Raw genomic sequence first — 17,293 nt, forward strand, 5'->3', positions numbered from 1 at the left:
AATCCGGCACCGATTCGCCTAGTTGCAGCCACACTTCCGCAGGGTGGTGGCCAGCACGTCGAGCGCGGCCTGCCCCGGGTTCTTCTCCGAGCCGTTGGACATGAACGCGAACGCGAGCACGCGGTTGTCGCTGTCGAGCACGTAGCCGGCGAGGGTGTTGACGCCGGTGAGCGTGCCCGTCTTCGCCCGGACCCAGCCCTTGCCCGCGGCCGAGTTCGGCGTCGCGTAGCGGGTGGCGAGCGTGCCGGCGGGGCTGCCGGCCACGGGCAGGCCCGCGAGCAACGGGCGCAGCTTCGGGGTGTCCGGGTTCTTGCCGTCCGGTGCCGCGGCCTCGGCGAGCACCTGCGCGAGCAGCCGCGCGGGTACCTTGTTCTGGTTGGACAGGCCGCTCGTGTCGGACAGCTGCAGGCCCGTGACGTCGAACCCGTGGTCGGCCAGCACCTTCTTCACCGACGCGGCCGCGCCGGAGAACGACGCCTCGGCGCCCGCGGTGATGGCGACCTGGCGGCCGAGAGCGTCGGCGAGGACGTTGTCGGAGATCTGCAGGAGCGCGTACGCCAGGTCCGGCAACGGCGCCGACTGCACCTGCGCGACGACCTTCGCATCGGCAGGCGCCTTCGCGGTGCCGGCGGCCTGCGCGCCGAGCTTGTCGGCGACGAGCTGGGTGAGCGTGGTCGCCGGGTTGCCCGAGCGCGGCGTCTCGTCGACCGACGGGTTGAGGCGGCCGCCGTCGGCCATCGCGGGCACGATCGGCGCGCCGTAGGTCGACGGCGCGTCGCCGGGCTCCCAGCCCGGGGCGGTGGTGGGGCCCGAGTAGGCGCTGACGTCGACCTGCACCTTCTGGACGTTCGGGTCGGCCTTCTTGATCTGGGCGACGAGGTCGTCCACGTGGGCCGCGCCGGGGTAGAGCGGCGAGTCGGTGCCGATGGGCAGCGCCGTGAGCGACGGGTCGCCACCGCCGACGATGATCACCGTGCCGGGCGACGAGCCCTGCACGACCTTGGTGACGATCCGCTTCGTCGGGTCCATCGACAGCAGCGCGGCCGACACCGTGAGGATCTTCGTGGTCGACGCCGGCGTCAGCGGAGTGGTCGAGCTGTGGTCCCACAGGACGGAGCCGTTGGCGGGGTCGATCACGCTGCCGCTGAGCTGCGAGAGCGCCGACGCTCCAGACGGTCCGGCCAGGGCGGAAGCGACGCCGTTCGCCGACGGGCCCTGGCCCGAGGTGTCAGGGCCGTGCAGCGCGAGGGTCACGGACGCGGGGTCGGGGCTGTCGCCCTTCGGCGCGTTGGGCGCCCACGGCAGGCCGAGCTTGTTGGACACCTGCGGCATCGCGGACGCGACCCCGGCCGCCGCGAGCACCAGCACCACGACGACGCCGAGGACGACGAACTTCTTCTTGCCCTTCTTGGCTTTCGGCTCTTTCGGCGGGGTGTCCCGCTGCGGCTCGCTGTGGGGCGGCTCCTGGTCGTCGTAGCCGCCGGCGAAGCCTTCGGCGGGGCGCTCGATGCCGACGGTCGACTCCGCCGGGAACTGCTCACCCGACGGTTCGATGCGCACCGGGCGGGCCTGCGTCCCCGACGCCGGGGGGACCGCGCCGCGCGGCGGCTCGGGGAGGCCGCGGGGGTTGTCGGGCTTGTCCTGGGACCAGGGGCCCTGGTTCTGGAGGCTGTCCCACTGGGGTGCGTCCCGGGGGCCTTCGGGTTCGTTGCCGCCCTGGGCGGTGTGGAAGACGTCCCAACGTTCTTCGCGTGGGGACTCGGTGTTCTGGCGCTGGGGTTCTTGGCGCTGGGGTTCTTCGCGCTTCTGCTCGTTGCGGAAGACGTCCCATTTGGACACGTCGATGTACTCGGTGCCGCTCTCGCTGTTGGCGGCGCCGCTGTCTTCGCTCGCCTCTTCCTCCGGCGGCTCCGCGGCCACGGACTCGAACATCGACCCGACGCGGCGCGGCTCTTCGCTCCGGTTCTGGTCGCCACGGTTCTGGTCGCCACGGTTCTGGTCGCCACGGTTCTCGTCGCCGCGGGTCTCGTCACTGCGGCTCTGATCACCGTCGCCCGGGCGCGCGGGTCGCTCCACCGGCACCCAGGGCACGCCGGGCGGCGGCACCCGAAGCTGCTGAGTGGCCTGGTCGGACGGCGTCTCCTGCGACCGTTCCGACGAGGACTGCTCTTTGCCCTGCTGGCTCTGTGTCTGCGGCCGCTGGCCCTCCGAGCGATCCAGCTGCAGCCCTTGCGACCACGGGCCTTGCTGTTGGCCTTGCTGACCCTGACCTTGCTGCTGGCCCCACGGCGCGTGGCCGGACTGCTGCTGACCCGGCCCCTGCTGCGTCTGCCGGCCCTGCTGGAGCTGGCCGCCCTGACTCTGCTGACCGAACAGGCCCTGCCCCGGCTGGGACTGGCTCCTCTCGCCCTGCGACTGCTGCCCCGGTGCCTGCTGGTTCTGAGACTGCTGGTTCTGGGGCTGCCGGACTCGCGGCTGCTCACCTGGCCGCGGCCCGAGCCGGTCGGCGAGGTCCTGCCGCGGCTGTCCCGGCTGCCGCATCTGCCCGGACTGCCCCGGCTGGCTCTGCGGCCCCGACTGTCCCTGCGGCCCCGACTGCGGCTGCTGTCCCTGCGGCGGCTGCTGCCCCGGCTGTCCACCTCGGTCACCAGCCGGGCGCGGCTCGACCGGAGTGTTCAGTCCCGGAATCAGTTCAGGAGCCACGTTCGGCTTGAACCACGACCCCGGCGGACGCCCGCCGGCGCCGGGTGAAGAACCGGCGGGAGGTGTGACGTTCGGCACGGCGAGCTGGTCCGTGACGGTCTGGCCGGGCTTGGGGATGGGAAAGCGCGCGGTCGCCCCACCGCCGCGCGACGACGTGTCCTCGTCACCATCGGGCCACATCGGCTGGTCGTTGTCCGACACCCACCACTCCTTCTCACCTGCCCGGAAGGGGCCAAGGTCACATGCTGCCTAGCCGACATCCACGGGACCCGGCGGCAGCGCGTAGTCCACACTAGTGACGTCAATGAGGTGATTACGGTTGCCGCCCACGACGTGTGGGATACCGAGATTCGAGAAGCAGCGAGGACGGCCGTGGAGTTCGACGTCACGATCGAAATCCCCAAGGGGGAGCGCAACAAGTACGAGGTCGACCACAAGACCGGTCGCATCAAGCTGGACCGGACCTTGTTCACGGCGACGCAGTACCCGGCGGACTACGGCTTCATCGACGACACGCTCGGCCAGGACGGCGACCCGCTCGACGTGCTCGTGCTGGTGCAGGAGCCGACGTTCCCGGGCTGCTTGATCCGCTGCCGCGCCATCGGCATGTTCCGCATGACCGACGAAAAGGGTCCGGACGACAAGGTGCTGGCCATCCCGACCAACGACCCGCGCCTTGAGCACCTGCGCGACATCCACCACCTCAACGAGTTCCACAAGCTCGAGATCCAGCACTTCTTCGAGGTCTACAAGGACCTCGAGCCGGGTAAGAGCGTCGAGGGTTCGTCGTGGGTGGGCCGCGCGGAGGCCGAGGCCGAGATTTCGCGGTCGTACCAGCGGGAGCAGGACCGGCTGGCGAAGGAAGAGGTCGAGGGTCCCGCTCACTGAGAGCGACCGAGAACGCGCGAAAGGGCCGTTCACCCCGAGCTGGGGTGAACGGCCCTTTCGTTGATCTATTTCAGTGCGCCAGCGCGAGCGCTTCCTGCTCCGAGCGCTGCTCCATCGCCGACTTGTCCGAAAGCGGCTTCTCCTTGAGCAGCCAGACCAGGGCGAACCCGACCGTCAGCACAATCCCGCCGACCAGGAACACCGTGCTCATCGAGCCGGCGAACCCGTCGAGGATCGGGCGGGCCAGCACCGGGTCGAGGTGGGCGAGGAACGAGGTGTCGTTCACGTCGACGCCGCCGTTCGCCATCTGCTGGGCGAACTCCGGGTGCTGGGCGAGCGCCGCGACGTACGACGGGGTCGCCATCGCCGAGCGCACCGCCGCCGCGATCCGGTCACCGACCGTGCCGAACAGGATCGAGAGGAACACCGCGGTCCCCGCCGTGCCGCCGATCTGGCGGAAGAACGTGGCCGACGAGGTCGCGACGCCGATGTCCTGCGGGGCGACGTCGTTGGTCGCGGCGAGCTGCAGCGTCTGCATCGAGGCGCCCAGGCCCAGGCCGATCACGAACGCGATCGCCATCACGACGCCCAGCGGCGTGGCCGCGCCGATCGTCGACAGCCCGAACAGCGCCGCCGCCATCAGCCCCAGACCAGCCACGGCGAAGACCTTGTAGCGGCCGGTCCGCGAGATCACCGCGCCGGAGCCGAGGCTCGCGACCATGATCCCGAGGGTGAGCGGCAGCATCTGCAGGCCCGCCTGCGTCGGCGTCGCGCCCTTCACGATCTGCAGGTACAGCGGCAGCGACATCATCGCGCCGAACATGCCCGCGCCCTGGATCACCGTGACGAGCGTGGCCACCCGGAACACCGGCCGGCGGAACAGCCGCAACGGCAGCAGAGCCGCGTCGCCCATCCTGCGTTCCTGCAGGATGAACAGGACGACCCCGACGAGCCCGATCGCGTACATGCCGAGCGACGCGGGCGAACCCCAGCCCCACTCGCGCCCCTGCTCGGCGACGACCAGCAGCGGCACCAGGCCCAGCGTCAGCGCTCCGGCGCCGAGGAAGTCCACACGCTGCTGCACGCGGGTGTGCGGGAGGTTCAGCACCTTGCTCACCACGACCAGCGCGGCCAGGGCAATCGGGACGTTGACCAGGAAGACCCAGCGCCAGCCCGTGACCCCCGCGAAGGAGTCCAGCCCCGCGAAGAACCCGCCGACGACCGGTCCCGCCACGCTCGAGATCCCGAACACGGCCATGAAGTAGCCCTGGTACTTGCTGCGCTCGCGCGGCGCCGTGATGTCCGTGATGATCGCCAGCGCCAGCGACATCAGCCCACCGGCGCCGAGACCCTGGAACGCGCGGAACGCGGCCAGCTCGTACATCGAGCTCGCGAACCCGCTGGCCAGCGAGCCGGCGAGGAACAGCGAGATCGCCGTGAGGTACATGGGTTTGCGCCCGAACAGGTCGGACAGCTTGCCGTAGAGCGGCGTCGAGAGCGTCGCGGTGATCAGGTAGGCCGTGGTGGCCCACGCCTGCAGGCTCTGGCCGTGCAGCTCGTCCGCGATCGTCTTCATCGCCGACGACACGATGGTCTGGTCCAGCGCGGCCAGGAACATGCCGAGCATCAGCCCGGACAGCACGGTGAGGATCTGCCGGTGCGACAGCTTGCCGGTGCCCCCTTCCGCGGTGATGGTGGCGGTCATCTTGGTACTCCCTCAAGTCCGGTCGAGCAGTTGCTTGTATCCATCAACTACTTTCAGGGTGCAACTGTTCCCGGGAAGCTTGCATGAGGCAAGTAAATAAGGTGTGACGCTGGTCGCAGGGAGTTAGAGGTGGGCCTCGAGCTGGGCGAAGTCGGCTTCACGCATGGGCCTCGCGTGGCCCGGCCGGGGGCTTCGGGGCTCGCTCCTCAGCGCCGCGGGCACCTCGGCAAGCCCAAGCCGCAGCGCCACGGCGATGCGGTGGTTGCCGTCGAGGACTCCGAGCTCCTCGTTGAACCCCAGCCTGAGCGGCGTCGGAATCCCCCGCCGCGCGATATCCCCGGTCAACTCGTCCAGGCGGCGCGGGGTGTCGACCAACGCGGACCCGACCAGCTCCCGGTCGACGGCGCAGTACCGCACGACGAGCTCGGTCGGCAGCAACAGAGGCGGCATCGGCTCATCATCGCGCGCAGCCGGCCAACGCCCCGATCGCGACGGCTCCGCTCTCGGGCGCCGGCTGGTCCGTTCGCCACGCGAAAGGTCCCCTCGCGACGCCGACACAGAACGAACGGTCCCCTCACCCCGCCCGCTCAGCGCGACCGGTCAACCCGCCCCACCAACACGCCACCAACGGTCCCCTCGCACCGGTACCTCAGCACGAGTGGACCCCTGCGCCCACGCGCCCCGACACGAGCCAGTCCTCTCATGCACCGGCGCGACCGGCCCGCTCAGGCAGGAGAACCCGCACGAAAGCACCGTTCGCGCCATGTTGGCGCCGCGAAGGGACCTATCGCGCAACCGCTGGCATCGCGAAGGTCCCACTCACACCGCCGACACCGAACCACCAGCCCTCCTTGCCAATCACTCCCTGCGCGAAGGGTCCCCTCGCGCAAGCGTGGAGTGTGGAAGGCCCTCTCGCGCCAAGCGCGCGGCGCGAAGGATCCCCTCCCTCCACGCCTAGCCCTCGCGCGAGAGGCCCACTCGCACCAGGCCCACACCAAGAGCGGTTCTCTCGTGACGTCGGCTCCGCACGAAAGGCCCACTCGCACCGGCGGCACAGCCCAAAGGTCCCCTCGCGCGGAAGGCTTGGCGCAAACGGTCCCCCCGCCACGCCGACACCCGCACCAACGATCCACCCACGCCACGTCCGCAGTGCGAAAGGCACTCTCGCACCTAGTACGCAGCGCGAAAGGTCCCATCGCACCACCGGCACGGCACCAGAGGACCCCTCGCACCGAACCAACAGCGCAAAAGGTCCCCCCGCACCAACCACCATTGCGCGAGGGGACCATTCGCTCAGCGAAAGCAGCGTCAGGCGACGTAACCCGGAATCGGGAACGGCGTCAGAAACTCCCGGATCTCAGCAGCGATCCGGTCCAACTCCGCCTCCGGAGAAGAAGAAGCAGCTGCCGCGACCACCGTGCGGTCGATCCACTCCGCCACCTGCACCTGGTGCTCCGGCAGCAACCCCCGCGTCGTGATGGCCGAGGTGCCCAGCCGGATGCCCGACGGGTCGAACGGCTTGCGCGGGTCGAACGGCACCGTGTTGTAGTTCAGCTCGATCCCGGCGCGGTCCAGGGCCTGAGCGGCAGGCTTGCCGGCCACGTTCTTGTTCGTCAGGTCGATCAGCAGCAGGTGGTTGTCCGTGCCGCCGGAAACGAGGTCGTAGCCGCGGTCGAGCAAGGCCGAAGCCAACGCAGCGGCGTTCGCCACGATCGTCTGCGCGTAAGTAGCGAACGAGGGCTGCTGCGCCTCCCCCAGCGCAACGGCGATGGCCGCCGTCGTGTGGTTGTGGGGGCCGCCCTGCAGACCGGGGAACACGGCCTTGTCGATCGCCTTGGCGTGAGCAGCGTCCGACATGATCATCGCACCACGCGGGCCGCGCAGGGTTTTGTGCGTGGTGGTCGTAATAACACCGGCGTGGCCCACCGGCGACGGGTGCGCCCCGCCCGCGATGAGGCCGGCGATGTGGGCGATGTCGGCCACCAGGACGGCGTCGACCTCGCGCGCGATTTCCGCGAAGCGCGGGAAGTCGATCGTCCGCGGAATGGCCGTGCCACCACAGAAAATCAGCTTCGGCCGGTGCTCCAGAGCCAGGTCGCGCACCTGGTCGAAGTCGACGCGGCCGGTTTCCTTGCGCACGCCGTAGCGGACCGGGTTGAACCACTTGCCCGTCGCGGACACGGACCAGCCGTGAGTCAGGTGGCCACCGTCGGGCAGGGCCATGCCGAGCACGGTGTCGCCGGGCTGGGCGAAGGCCAGGTACACGGCAAGGTTGGCCGGGGAGCCGGAGTACGGCTGCACGTTGGCATGGTCCACGCCGAACACGGCCTTCGCGCGCTCGATCGCCAGGTTCTCGATGGGGTCGATGAACTGCTGGCCCTCGTAGTAGCGCTTGCCGGCGTAGCCCTCGGAGTACTTGTTGGTGAGCACGGTGCCGGTGGCCTCGAGCACCGCGCGCGAGACGTAGTTCTCCGACGCGATCAGGCGGATCTTGTCGTGCTGGCGCTTCGCTTCGTCCTCGACGAGCCCGGCGATCTGCGGGTCGGCGGCGGCGAGCGTGGAAAGGGCGGGCTGATGTGTCATCACGTCTCCGGCTCTAAACCGGCCGGGCACCCAGGCGCGCGGTGCCGGCCTCGTCGTCGCTTCCCGGTGGTGCTCCACCTCTGATGGCGCCAGTCGCAGCTGTGTGCCGGAGTTTAGTGCACGTCAGACGGGCTTGGAGCCCTCCCGGTGCCGTCGCGCGAGGTCCTGGTAGATCCCGGCGTTGTGCTCCACCCACATCCGCGCCGAGTCGGTGAGCGGCACGAACTTCTTGGCCGGGCTGCCCATCGCGATCACTTCTTCGGGCACCTCCGTGCCGGGCGTCACCGTCGAGCCCGCGGCGATCAGCGACCGCGCTCCGATCACGGACCTGTCGAGCACCGTCGACCCGTTGCCGATCAGCGCCTGTTCGCCGATCGTGCAGTCGTGGACCAGGCACTGGTGCCCGACGGTCACGTTCTTCCCGATCTCCGTCAGCGTGCCCCCGCAGTGGATCACCGAGTTGTCCTGCACGTTCGCACCCTCGCGGATCACGATCGGCCCGAAGTCGGCGCGGATCACGGCGCCGTACCAAACCGATGCGTCCTTCTCGACGGTCACGTCGCCGATCAGGGTGGCGGTGGGGGCGATCCAGGCGTCCGGGTGGACCTGCGGGCTGGCGCCCTCGAAGGAGAACAGAGGCATGCCAGCACCCTAAGCGGCGTCAGCGATAACCGGCGAAGCAGAGCGCCTCGACGTCGCCGCGCAGGCTCTCGACCGGCCGCGGCCGCACCCGCTGCTGCACCACGGCGCCGAGCAGGTAGCTGAGCAGCGCGCGGGCGCGCGCCCGCGGGTCGTCGACGTCGAGCGGCGCCAGCAGCTCCGCGAACAGCTCGGTGATCGACGTCAGCATCGCGTCGATCGCCTGCGGGTGCTGCGCGCGCCCGGCCGCGATCCAGTACTCGAACCACAGGAACGCGCCGTTGGGCCGCTCCGCGAACTCCGCCAGGTACGCCTTGGTCACCTCGAACAGGCGCTCGCGCGGGTCGGCGAACTTCTCCCCGACGGCGCGCAGGTCCGTGGCGAACGTGGTGATGTGGGCGGCCATCGCGCGGTCGATGAGCACGTCGATATCCGCGAAGTAGTAGTGGATCGCGCTCTTCGTGAGCGGGCCCGCGTCGGCGATCGCGCGTACTGTGCACCCGGCGAGCCCGTCTCTGGCGAGCACGACTCGTGCGGCCTCGACGATCTGCTCCTGCTTCTGCAGCTGGTTGGGCGACAGCTGGGCGCTGCGGCCGGGTACGGCGGTCACGGTGATCCTCGTTACGTTATTCAGGACGACAGGCCCGAATCCTAGGGCAGACGTCCCATCGTGCCCTCTCGGGTGAAAAAGCGGATTGGCCACCCCGGTCCGCACAGCGGACAATGCCCGGCATGGTGATCTCAGGGGACAAGGGGCTCAGCGAGGCGGCGCGCCGCCAGCTGGAGAAGGAAATAGCCGATCTGCGCGCACAACGAGCGGCGCTCGCACCGCAGCTCGGCGAGCAGGAACGCACAGGGGACGCGGCCGACCAGGCCGACGTGATCGACCGGGCCGAGGCCGCCGCGCGGCTGGAGCGCCAGATCTCCGACGTCGCCGCCAAGCTCGAACACGGCGCCTACAACAGCAATCTGCTCCCCGACGGCACGCGCGTCTCGCTGCGCTTCGCCGACGGTGACGAGGAAGTGCTCAACGTCGTCACCATCCCAGGCGAGGACGTCGACTCGCTGACTTCGGACAGCCCGCTGGGTCTCGCCCTGGTCGGCGCCAAGGCCGGCGACAAGATCACCTACCGCACCCCGCGCGGCGAAGCCTCCGCCACGGTGATCGAGCTGACCCCGCCGGAGGACTGACCACTTCGGACACCACGGATCGGGCTGCCGGGCATCACGCCTCGGCAGCCCGATCCGTCTTTTTATGCGGCTCTCAGCGACGCTGATCGAGCGTCTCCGGTTTGTAGGCGTAGATCAGGCCCTGGTCGGCGATGACGTGCCAGTCGGTGTCGCAGACGCGGTCGGTGCGGTGCTCCTGGCCGGCGGGCCACCAGTCGGCCGACAGGGTCGCGCGGGTCGCCGCCGCGGGACCCTTGACGCACGTCGCGGGCAAGCCCGAGGCACCCGGGGTGTAGCGCAGGATCCGTTCGGACCCGGTGGTGCGGATGACCTCCGTGACGGCCGTCGCGTCGTCGGGGATCCAGGACGGCAGGCGCGCGTCGGTGTCGGCCTTGCCGATGGCGCCGGTGTCGTACGAGACGTTCTTGACGTGCTCCGGCCCGTCCGGCGCACACGCGGTGACGGTCGCCAGTGCCGCCGCGATCGCCGCGAACCAGATCGCGGTTTTCCCGATTTCGTTCATGCCACCGAGTCAATCCGGGCCCCGGAGGACCGGCATCGGCTTTCCGGTCCGAAGCCACAGGCCGGATGGCCGAGTCAGGCGGCCCCGGCGCGTGATCCACGTCGCGCTCCGCGAGCGGAAGTCATGCAACGGCTCTCGTCGGGCCGTTTCATGGGGCGTCCCCCACCAGTCTCCACTGTGGATAGTGAGGTCCACCGGCACCGGCGACACCACTGGACACGGCCGGCTCGACGGACCACCAGAAGGCAGCCAGTGTGTCGACGCCGTGGATCAGCACGGCCTGCTTGAGCAACGCACTGCGCCGCGGCCCGCCGCGTACCAGCAGCAGGTTGAACCCGAGGACCAGCGTCCGGATGTCGAACATCCGCGCCGGGTAGACGAACGTCTTGTCGTCGTCCATCGCGCTGCCCAGCTGCTTCGCCATCTCCTCCGGCGCGACCAAACCGGGGGCGCCGTTGAAGATGCGGATGAGGGACAGCACCGTGGCCGTAGCCCGCCTGATCGCCATGTCGGGCCTTCGGAATCGTGCACTGAGAACCGCTCGAGCGATCCGCGCGGGGCTTACCGGGCTTGATCAGCTTCATTTTGCGGCTTTACGCCCCATTCGCGCGTCGACGTGCTAGACAAGCCGGATGCCGAGAACCTTTGCCTTCCAGGAGATCCGGTGAACGACGATGTGTCCCGGAACCTCGTCGTCTTCCGGATCAAAGGCTTCGCCGAGCCGGTGCTGGCCGACGCGCCCACGAAGGCCGACGACGCCGTCGAGCAGGCTTGGGCGAGCGTTCGGCAGCAGCACAAGGTGCGCGCGTCCGCGGTTTCGGCGGTGTACAGCGAATGGCAGCCCTCCGCGGCTGATCAGAAGTTCATGGCCAAGCAGTTCCGGAAGGCCGAGTGCACCTACAGTTTCGCCCGGCCCGCTCCCGATGACTGGGAGCGAGCGTTCGCCGAAGCACGGTCCGTGATGGCTGAAACGCACGAAGCACGGCAGCAGGAGAACGCCGAGGAACTATTGCCGGTGTTGTGGAGTGCGTCCTCGCCTCGCGCCGGGTTGCTCGACACACTGCCGCACCAGCCGTTGGTGCCCGGCCGGCTGTCGGTCGCGCTCGCGGTGGTGGCGCGGACCCCGCAGGGCAAGATCGGGATGCGGCACGTCACCCGGCACCAGCACGAGGAGATGGGCGCACCGCCGCTCGAGAAGCTGTTCGACGTCGGGTACGGCGCCCTGGCCCGCGGCCTGAAGTTCGAGGTCCGCCGTTCGGGCAAGGAGGTGCTGGTGTCGGTCGCCAGGGACAACCTGATGGCGGCCTCCGCGCTCGCCCTGCCCGACCTGCACGCCCAGCTGTCCCGGCACCTCGGTGCGGGCGACCTGCTCGTCGGCCTGACCTGCCCGGACGAGATGTTCGTCGCCAGGGAGGGAAGCGGCTTGGCGGACACCATCCGGGAGCAGGTGCTCGGTTCGCCGTACGAGACCACGGAGCTGGTCCCGTCGGTGCTGCGGCTCGGCCCCGGCGGGCTGGAGCTACTCGCCGAACGGGGCGCCGGGGCAGGTCCGCACAGCTGAGAGTGCGGCGCCGTCACGAGAGATCAGGTGTCCCCTTGACGGGTGAACTTGGCGATCAACAAGACAAGGCGTCTTAGACACTCATTACAAAAATCAGGGCCCATCCGAGGTGTCTCGGATGGGCCCTGACCTGCGGAGCCGCCTAGGGGAATCGAACCCCTGACCTATTCATTACGAGTGAATCGCTCTGGCCGACTGAGCTAAGGCGGCATGCCGGGTGGCTAGCGCCGTCCGACGGGAACAAGTGTAGCGGAGGCCGTGGGCGTCACCTTGCGGGGGCCGCGTCGTTAGGGTCCTATGACCTCGGTCTCACTCCCCGATCGGCCTACCCGGAGGACTCGGCACATGCGGCGAAGACTGCCCCGCACGGTGGCCCTGCCCGCGGCAGCGGCGTTGCTGCTGCTCATCGCCGCGCCGGCGAGCGCCCAGGAGATCCCGACGACGCCGATCCCGCAGCCGGCGAACCCGTCGCAGCCCCCGGCGTCCGCGCCGATCGGGCCGCAGCCGCTCGGCCACGCGGTGGGCGACGCGGGCACGGCGCTGGGCGTGCTGCGCCTGCTGCCGAACTCCGTGCCGACGTCGACGATCCTGCCCGGCTTCGGGCAGACGCTGCCGAAGCAGTCTGCGCTGGAGGCCGGGATGGGCCTGTCGAGCGCGTCAGCGAACTCCGAGGCGTACCTGGCGTACGAGAAGTCGATCGCGCAGGCGTCACCGTTCGGGGTGGCTGTGGGGGGCCAGGCACCGCAGACGCCGGGCTCCGTGGTGCAGACCGCGCTGCCGGACAACCCGCAGCCGCTGTCCGGCGGGCTCAACGCGCCGTCGAACCCGCTGCTGAACATCGGCGTGCTGAACGGCACCGCGCACGCCCGCTGGAGTGACTCGCTGGGCCCGTGCGTGGGCACGATCGCCGACGCGAGCACGTCGGTGGCGAGCCTTTCGCTGCTGAACGTGATCCCGTCGCTGCCGCAGATCCCGTTGCTGGGCCAGGGTGGACTGAACCTGCCGCAGGGCACGCAGCTCGCGCAGGGCTTCGACCCGGCCAAGGGCCTGCAGAGCCTCGGCGGCCTCCTGTCGGGCGGCGGCCAGACCGCGGCCAACGGCACCGGTTCGCTGCTGAGCCTGCCGAACACGCTGTCGTCGCGTTCGCAGGTGAAGCTCGTGGACATCCCGGGGTCGAAGAACAAGGCGGTGCAGTCGACCTCGACGCTGCAGGCCGCCGACATCGACATCCTCAAGGGCACGCCGCTGGAGCTGTCGATCAAGGCCGCCAGCCAGCCGACGCTCACGGTCACCTCGACCGGCGACGAGAAGACCTCGAAGGTCGACTACACCGCGCCCGTACTGACCATCGAGGCCGGCGGCAAGACCCTGTACACGCTCGACGCGGCGCACCCGACCAAGGACATCCCGATCGGCCTGCCGCTCGCGGGCCTGAGCGACAAATTCGGGCAGCTCAACTCGATCCCCGTGGTCGGCGGCCTCGTGTCCACGCTGACGAAGGGCATCCAGCAGGTCGGCGACACCGCGGGCACCGTCCTCGACCTCGGCGTCCTCCGGCTGTCGATCGCCGGTCTGGACCAGAAAGGCTCCGTCGCGACGACGCCGTACAAGGGCTACCAGCTCGGCGCCTCGGCGCGGCTGTTCGACCTCCAGGTGCTCCCGACGAAGAACCTGAAAACCCTGCTCCCCGCCGGCGCCGGCGACAACCTCCCGTCGTCCCTGGCGCAGCTGTCCCTTGGCGAACAGGTCGCCCGCGCCTACGCCCCCACCGGCGGCGTCGTCTGCGGCACGGCCACCACACCCCCGCCCGCGGCCGGCGGCCCGGCACCCAAGGGCCCGATCAAGAACCTCGCGTACACGGGCACGGCGTACGACACCGTGCCGCTCTTCTGGGCGGGTACGGCGATGCTGCTGCTCGGCGTCGTGATGGTCGCGGCTTTCCCCAACCGCCGCCGGATCGCCGCGCCGGTGAAGCTCCACTCCGACGACGCTCCGCGCAAACCGTCACCACATCCGCGCGACTGATCCCCGGGGGTTCGTGAGAACGGCCCGATCACCTTTAGTGGGTGACCGGGCCGTTGTCGTTTGCTGAGCAGTCAGCCCTGGCGCAGCGTCGTCACCATGGCTTCCACGGCGATGCGCGGCTTGACGTTCAGCTCGATCGCCTCGCGGCATTCGAGGACGGCTTCCAGGCGGCGCAGCGTGGATTCCGGCGTCCAGGCCCCGGCGGCGGCGCGGATGTCGTCGGCGTGGTCCGGGTGGTTGAGGGTCGCGCCGGAGTGGGTGGTGGTGACGAGGACGTCGCGGTAGAAGCCGGCGAGGTCGACGAGCGCGAGGTCGAGCGTGTCGCGCTGGGTGCGGGTCGCGCGGGACTTCTGGCGTTTTTCGAGCTGCTTCACGGCGGCCTCGGCGGCGCGCTTGGCACCGGCGACGCCCTTGCCGATGCCGTCGCCGCCCATGGCGGTGCGCAGCTCGGAGCGTTCGTTCTCGTCGCGGGCCTTGCTCTCCTCGCCGGCGTCGGCTTCCGCGGCGCTGATCAGCTGGTCGGCGCTGGTGAAGACGTCGGCGGGGCGGCGCAGGCCGGTCGGGATCCGCAGCACGGTGGCGCGGCGCTGGCGCGCGGAGTCGTCCGTGGCGAGCCGGCGCGCGCGGCCGACGTGGCCGCCGCAGACCGACGCGGCCCACTGCGCGAGCTCGGGATCGACACCGTCGCGCGCGATCAGCACCTGCGCGATGGCCTCGGGCGGCGGCGTCCGCAGCGTCACCACACGGCAGCGCGAGCGGATGGTCACCGACACGTCGTCCGGGTGGTCCGACGGCGCGCACAGCAGGAACACCGTGCGCCCCGGCGGCTCCTCGACGGCCTTGAGCAACGCGTTGGACGCGCCCTCCGTGAGCCGGTCGGCGTCCTCGATGATCACGATCTGCCAATCGCCCGTGGTCGGGCGCCGCGCGGCGGCCTGCACCAGCGCGCGCATCTCCGCGACCGAGATCGACAGGCCTTCGGGCACCACGAGCCGGACGTCGGCGTGAGTGCCCGCCATCGTCGTGCGGCAGCCGGGGCACGCGCCGCAGCCTGTGCCGGTGCTGCACTGCAACGCGGCCGCGAACGTGCGCGCCGCGACCGAACGGCCGGACCCCGGTGGGCCCGTGATCAGCCACGCGTGCGTCATCGCACCCGGCGGAGCAGGCTCCCCCGCCACGATCTTCGCGGCCGCCGTCGAAGCCGACGACAACGTTTCGACCGCCGGCTCCTGGCCCACGAGCTCGGCCCAGACGCCGATCGGCCCGGTCACTTGGCGTCCACTTCGGACACTTCCTGCGCGGGCGCGAGCTCGGCTTCCGCGACGGCACCTTCGACGACGTCGGCCGTCGCCACCGCGTGGGTGCTGTGGTCCAGCTCCGGACGCTCGGCCGGCTCCAACGGCGCGAGCCCGGACAGGCGGCCGACGAACACCGCGAGCACGGCCGTGCGGACGCGTGCGGCGACCTCGTCGTCGGTGCCGTCGGCATCGACGACCACGTAGCGGTCGGGGTCGGCCGCGGCCATCTCGGCGAGCAGGTGCTGCACGCGCCACTGGTCGTTCACCGACACCGACGAGTTCTGGTCGCGCTGCCCCGGCTCGGCGTCGAGCAGCACCGTGAGGTCGGGGCGCAGCTTGCCCGTCGCCCAGTCGGCCAGGCCCTCGAGCTCACCGACGTCGAGGCCGGCGATCGTGCACAGGTGGGCGAGCGGCGAGTCGACAAAGCGCTCCATGACCACCACGGACCCGGCGTCGAGTGCCGGCTGGATCTCGCGTTCGACCAGCTCCGCGCGCACGGCCGCGGCGACAAGCGCCTGGGCCCGCGCGCCCGTGAGCGACGCGTCGGAGATCAGCGAACGGAATCGCCGCTCGTCGAGCGCGGGATCGGCGGCGAGCACCACGGGCCGGGTGCCGGTGCCGAGCCAACGCGAAAGGCGCGCGGCCTGGCTGGCCGTGTTGATGGCCGTGGTGCCTTCAAGTGCGATGAGGAAACCGTTCACGCGCCGGGGCGCGCGGCGCAGGGCATTGCGCAGGTCGGTGAGGATCTTCTCGCTGCGGCGATCGTCCATCTGCCGGTAGGCGATCACGCCGAGCAGCACCGCGAGCAGGCCGCCGCCGATCATCACCGGGCGCGTGCCGTCGATGGTGACGGGGCTGCCCCACACGTTGATCTGGTGCGGCCGGACCAGGCCGATCAACGCCGGCGTGACGATCGTCGAGCCGAACAGCACGATCTTCAGCATCGACTGGTAGATCGCGTTGACCCGGCCGCGGATCGCGTCTTCGACCCGCGAGCCGATGATCGTGACGCCGGTGAGGAACGCGATGCCGGCGCAGAAGCCGGTGAGCGCCACGGCGATCACGGAGATCGCGAGGTGCGGCGACAACGCGATGATCACCAGCGAGAGCCCGGCCACGACGATCGAGATGCCGAACAGCCGGTCGTGCGGCAGCCGCCGCGCGAGTTTGGGCGCGAGGGCCATACCTGTGGCGAGGCCGAGGAACACGGCCAGCACCAGCAGGTTGAACGCCGCGTCGCCCGCGAGCAGCGACGACGAGTACGGCTTGGCCGACGCCACCACCGCCCCGCCCGCGGCGAACGCTCCGAACGCACCGATCAGCAGCCCGCGCACCAAGGGCGTGCTCCTCACGAAGCGCAGGCCGTCGCGCACCATGTCGCCGAAGCCGAACTTCTCTTCGTCGGCGTTCTTGACCTTCTGGTCGGGCAGCTTGTGGACGTCGCGCAGCGAGAGCTCGGGAATCCGCGTGGCGATGAGGATGCCGCTGGTCAGGTAGAGCAGGCCGTTGATGACGACGACGATCTTCGCGATGTAGAGGTCGGCCGTCGAGCCCTGGAACAGGTGGAACGTGGTGTTCGCGCCCAGGATGAGGGCGTTGGCGCCGGCGGCGGTGATCACGGCGAGGCCGTAGGTCATCACGAGGCCGAGTTGGTTGGCCGTCTCGACCTGGTCCGGGCGGCGCAGCAGGTTGGGCACCGCCGCGTCCTTCGACGGGATCCACATGATCGAGCAGCAGCCGACCAGGAAGTTCGCGACGAACAGCCACCACGGCGCGCCGACGATGGCGATCGACAGCAGGAAACCGCAGCGCAGGAAGTCGCAGACGACCATCACCTTGCGGCGGTCGAAGCGGTCGGCGAGGATGCCGCCGATCGGCGCGAACAGCAGGCCGGGCAACAGGTTCGTGAGCACCACGCCGACGAACGCGAAATTCTGCGCGGTGTAGTTGCTGAGCAGTTTCGTGCTCAGGCTCGTGAGAGCCAGCAGGTTCAACCAGTCGGCGACACTGCACAGGTACGTGACGCCCCACAGCCGACGGAATGGTCTGATCGCCAGCACCCGACGGACGCGGTGGATCGTGGACGCCTCGGCACTCGCCGAACCGTCCGATCCGGCGCCGGGTACCGACCGCACGCCTTCGCTGATACGCCCACCCCACTCGTCACGGCGGCGTCGGGAAACCCAGTTTCGGATCCC

At 70.1% G+C, this 17,293-nt stretch carries 14 protein-coding genes and 1 tRNA gene; 4 read left to right on the top strand and 11 right to left on the bottom strand.

Translation table 11 applies throughout. The features are described from left to right. Positions 1-18: 18 nt before the first annotated feature. Positions 19-2,904, bottom strand: coding sequence for a D-alanyl-D-alanine carboxypeptidase/D-alanyl-D-alanine-endopeptidase (gene dacB / locus K1T34_RS14700; protein ID WP_255638517.1), 2,886 nt, complete (start codon positions 2,902-2,904; stop codon positions 19-21). A 171-nt stretch (positions 2,905-3,075) separates the two neighbouring features. Here dacB and K1T34_RS14705 point away from each other — a divergent pair, with 171 nt between their 5' ends. Continuing rightward, positions 3,076-3,591, top strand: a complete 516-nt coding sequence (locus K1T34_RS14705; protein ID WP_220244816.1) for an inorganic diphosphatase — start codon at positions 3,076-3,078, stop codon at positions 3,589-3,591. A gap of 70 nt (positions 3,592-3,661) precedes the next feature. On the opposite strand, the gene K1T34_RS14710 is transcribed toward K1T34_RS14705, so the two are convergent. From K1T34_RS14710 to K1T34_RS14730, 5 genes are all read right to left on the bottom strand, one after another. Further along, positions 3,662-5,296, bottom strand: a complete 1,635-nt coding sequence (locus tag K1T34_RS14710; RefSeq protein WP_220244817.1) for an MDR family MFS transporter — start codon at positions 5,294-5,296, stop codon at positions 3,662-3,664. A gap of 123 nt (positions 5,297-5,419) precedes the next feature. Further along, entirely contained in the window at positions 5,420-5,746 is a 327-nt protein-coding gene (locus K1T34_RS14715; RefSeq protein WP_220244818.1) for a hypothetical protein, read from the bottom strand. Between the two features lie 858 nt (positions 5,747-6,604). Continuing rightward, entirely contained in the window at positions 6,605-7,879 is a 1,275-nt protein-coding gene (gene glyA, locus K1T34_RS14720; protein WP_220244819.1) for a serine hydroxymethyltransferase, read from the bottom strand. 123 nt (positions 7,880-8,002) lie between these two features. After that, positions 8,003-8,521, bottom strand: coding sequence for a gamma carbonic anhydrase family protein (locus K1T34_RS14725; protein ID WP_220244820.1), 519 nt, complete (start codon positions 8,519-8,521; stop codon positions 8,003-8,005). Between the two features lie 19 nt (positions 8,522-8,540). After that, entirely contained in the window at positions 8,541-9,128 is a 588-nt protein-coding gene (locus tag K1T34_RS14730; RefSeq protein WP_220244821.1) for a TetR/AcrR family transcriptional regulator, read from the bottom strand. Between the two features lie 122 nt (positions 9,129-9,250). Between K1T34_RS14730 and K1T34_RS14735 the strand changes: the two genes are divergently transcribed. After that, positions 9,251-9,709, top strand: coding sequence for a GreA/GreB family elongation factor (locus K1T34_RS14735; protein ID WP_220244822.1), 459 nt, complete (start codon positions 9,251-9,253; stop codon positions 9,707-9,709). A gap of 73 nt (positions 9,710-9,782) precedes the next feature. Here the strand turns inward: K1T34_RS14735 and K1T34_RS14740 are convergent, their stop codons facing one another. Next, complete coding sequence (locus K1T34_RS14740; protein ID WP_220244823.1) at positions 9,783-10,211, bottom strand: hypothetical protein; 429 nt, start codon at positions 10,209-10,211, stop codon at positions 9,783-9,785. Between the two features lie 148 nt (positions 10,212-10,359). Continuing rightward, complete coding sequence (locus K1T34_RS14745; RefSeq protein ID WP_220244824.1) at positions 10,360-10,719, bottom strand: hypothetical protein; 360 nt, start codon at positions 10,717-10,719, stop codon at positions 10,360-10,362. A 156-nt stretch (positions 10,720-10,875) separates the two neighbouring features. Here K1T34_RS14745 and K1T34_RS14750 point away from each other — a divergent pair, with 156 nt between their 5' ends. Further along, positions 10,876-11,772, top strand: a complete 897-nt coding sequence (locus K1T34_RS14750; protein ID WP_220244825.1) for a hypothetical protein — start codon at positions 10,876-10,878, stop codon at positions 11,770-11,772. Between the two features lie 136 nt (positions 11,773-11,908). Here the strand turns inward: K1T34_RS14750 and K1T34_RS14755 are convergent. Next, positions 11,909-11,982: transfer RNA gene (locus K1T34_RS14755), tRNA-Thr, on the bottom strand. 135 nt (positions 11,983-12,117) lie between these two features. On the opposite strand from K1T34_RS14755, the gene K1T34_RS14760 reads away from it, so the two are divergent. Then, complete coding sequence (locus K1T34_RS14760; RefSeq protein ID WP_220244826.1) at positions 12,118-13,797, top strand: hypothetical protein; 1,680 nt, start codon at positions 12,118-12,120, stop codon at positions 13,795-13,797. Between the two features lie 71 nt (positions 13,798-13,868). Here K1T34_RS14760 and K1T34_RS14765 read toward each other — a convergent pair whose 3' ends face one another. Then, positions 13,869-15,068: a DNA polymerase III subunit delta' gene (locus K1T34_RS14765; protein WP_220244827.1), complete on the bottom strand. Its 1,200-nt coding sequence runs from the start codon at positions 15,066-15,068 to the stop codon at positions 13,869-13,871. Next, positions 15,065-17,230, bottom strand: a complete 2,166-nt coding sequence (locus K1T34_RS14770) for a dTMP kinase (protein WP_220244828.1) — start codon at positions 17,228-17,230, stop codon at positions 15,065-15,067. Before K1T34_RS14770 ends, K1T34_RS14765 begins: the two co-directional genes overlap by 4 nt. Positions 17,231-17,293 lie beyond the last annotated feature (63 nt).

It is taken from the genome of Amycolatopsis sp. DSM 110486 (assembly GCF_019468465.1).
In the GTDB taxonomy this organism is placed as follows: Bacteria; Actinomycetota; Actinomycetes; order Mycobacteriales; family Pseudonocardiaceae; genus Amycolatopsis.

Coding starts and splice junctions, on each gene's coding strand:
- K1T34_RS14740 (WP_220244823.1), bottom strand. CDS start 10,211: ATGAACGAAATCGGGAAAACCGCGATCTGGTTCGCGGCGATCGCGGCG.
- K1T34_RS14760 (WP_220244826.1), top strand. CDS start 12,118: ATGCGGCGAAGACTGCCCCGCACGGTGGCCCTGCCCGCGGCAGCGGCG.
- K1T34_RS14715 (WP_220244818.1), bottom strand. CDS start 5,746: ATGCCGCCTCTGTTGCTGCCGACCGAGCTCGTCGTGCGGTACTGCGCC.
- K1T34_RS14725 (WP_220244820.1), bottom strand. CDS start 8,521: ATGCCTCTGTTCTCCTTCGAGGGCGCCAGCCCGCAGGTCCACCCGGAC.
- K1T34_RS14735 (WP_220244822.1), top strand. CDS start 9,251: ATGGTGATCTCAGGGGACAAGGGGCTCAGCGAGGCGGCGCGCCGCCAG.
- K1T34_RS14745 (WP_220244824.1), bottom strand. CDS start 10,719: ATGGCGATCAGGCGGGCTACGGCCACGGTGCTGTCCCTCATCCGCATC.
- K1T34_RS14710 (WP_220244817.1), bottom strand. CDS start 5,296: ATGACCGCCACCATCACCGCGGAAGGGGGCACCGGCAAGCTGTCGCAC.
- glyA (WP_220244819.1), bottom strand. CDS start 7,879: ATGACACATCAGCCCGCCCTTTCCACGCTCGCCGCCGCCGACCCGCAG.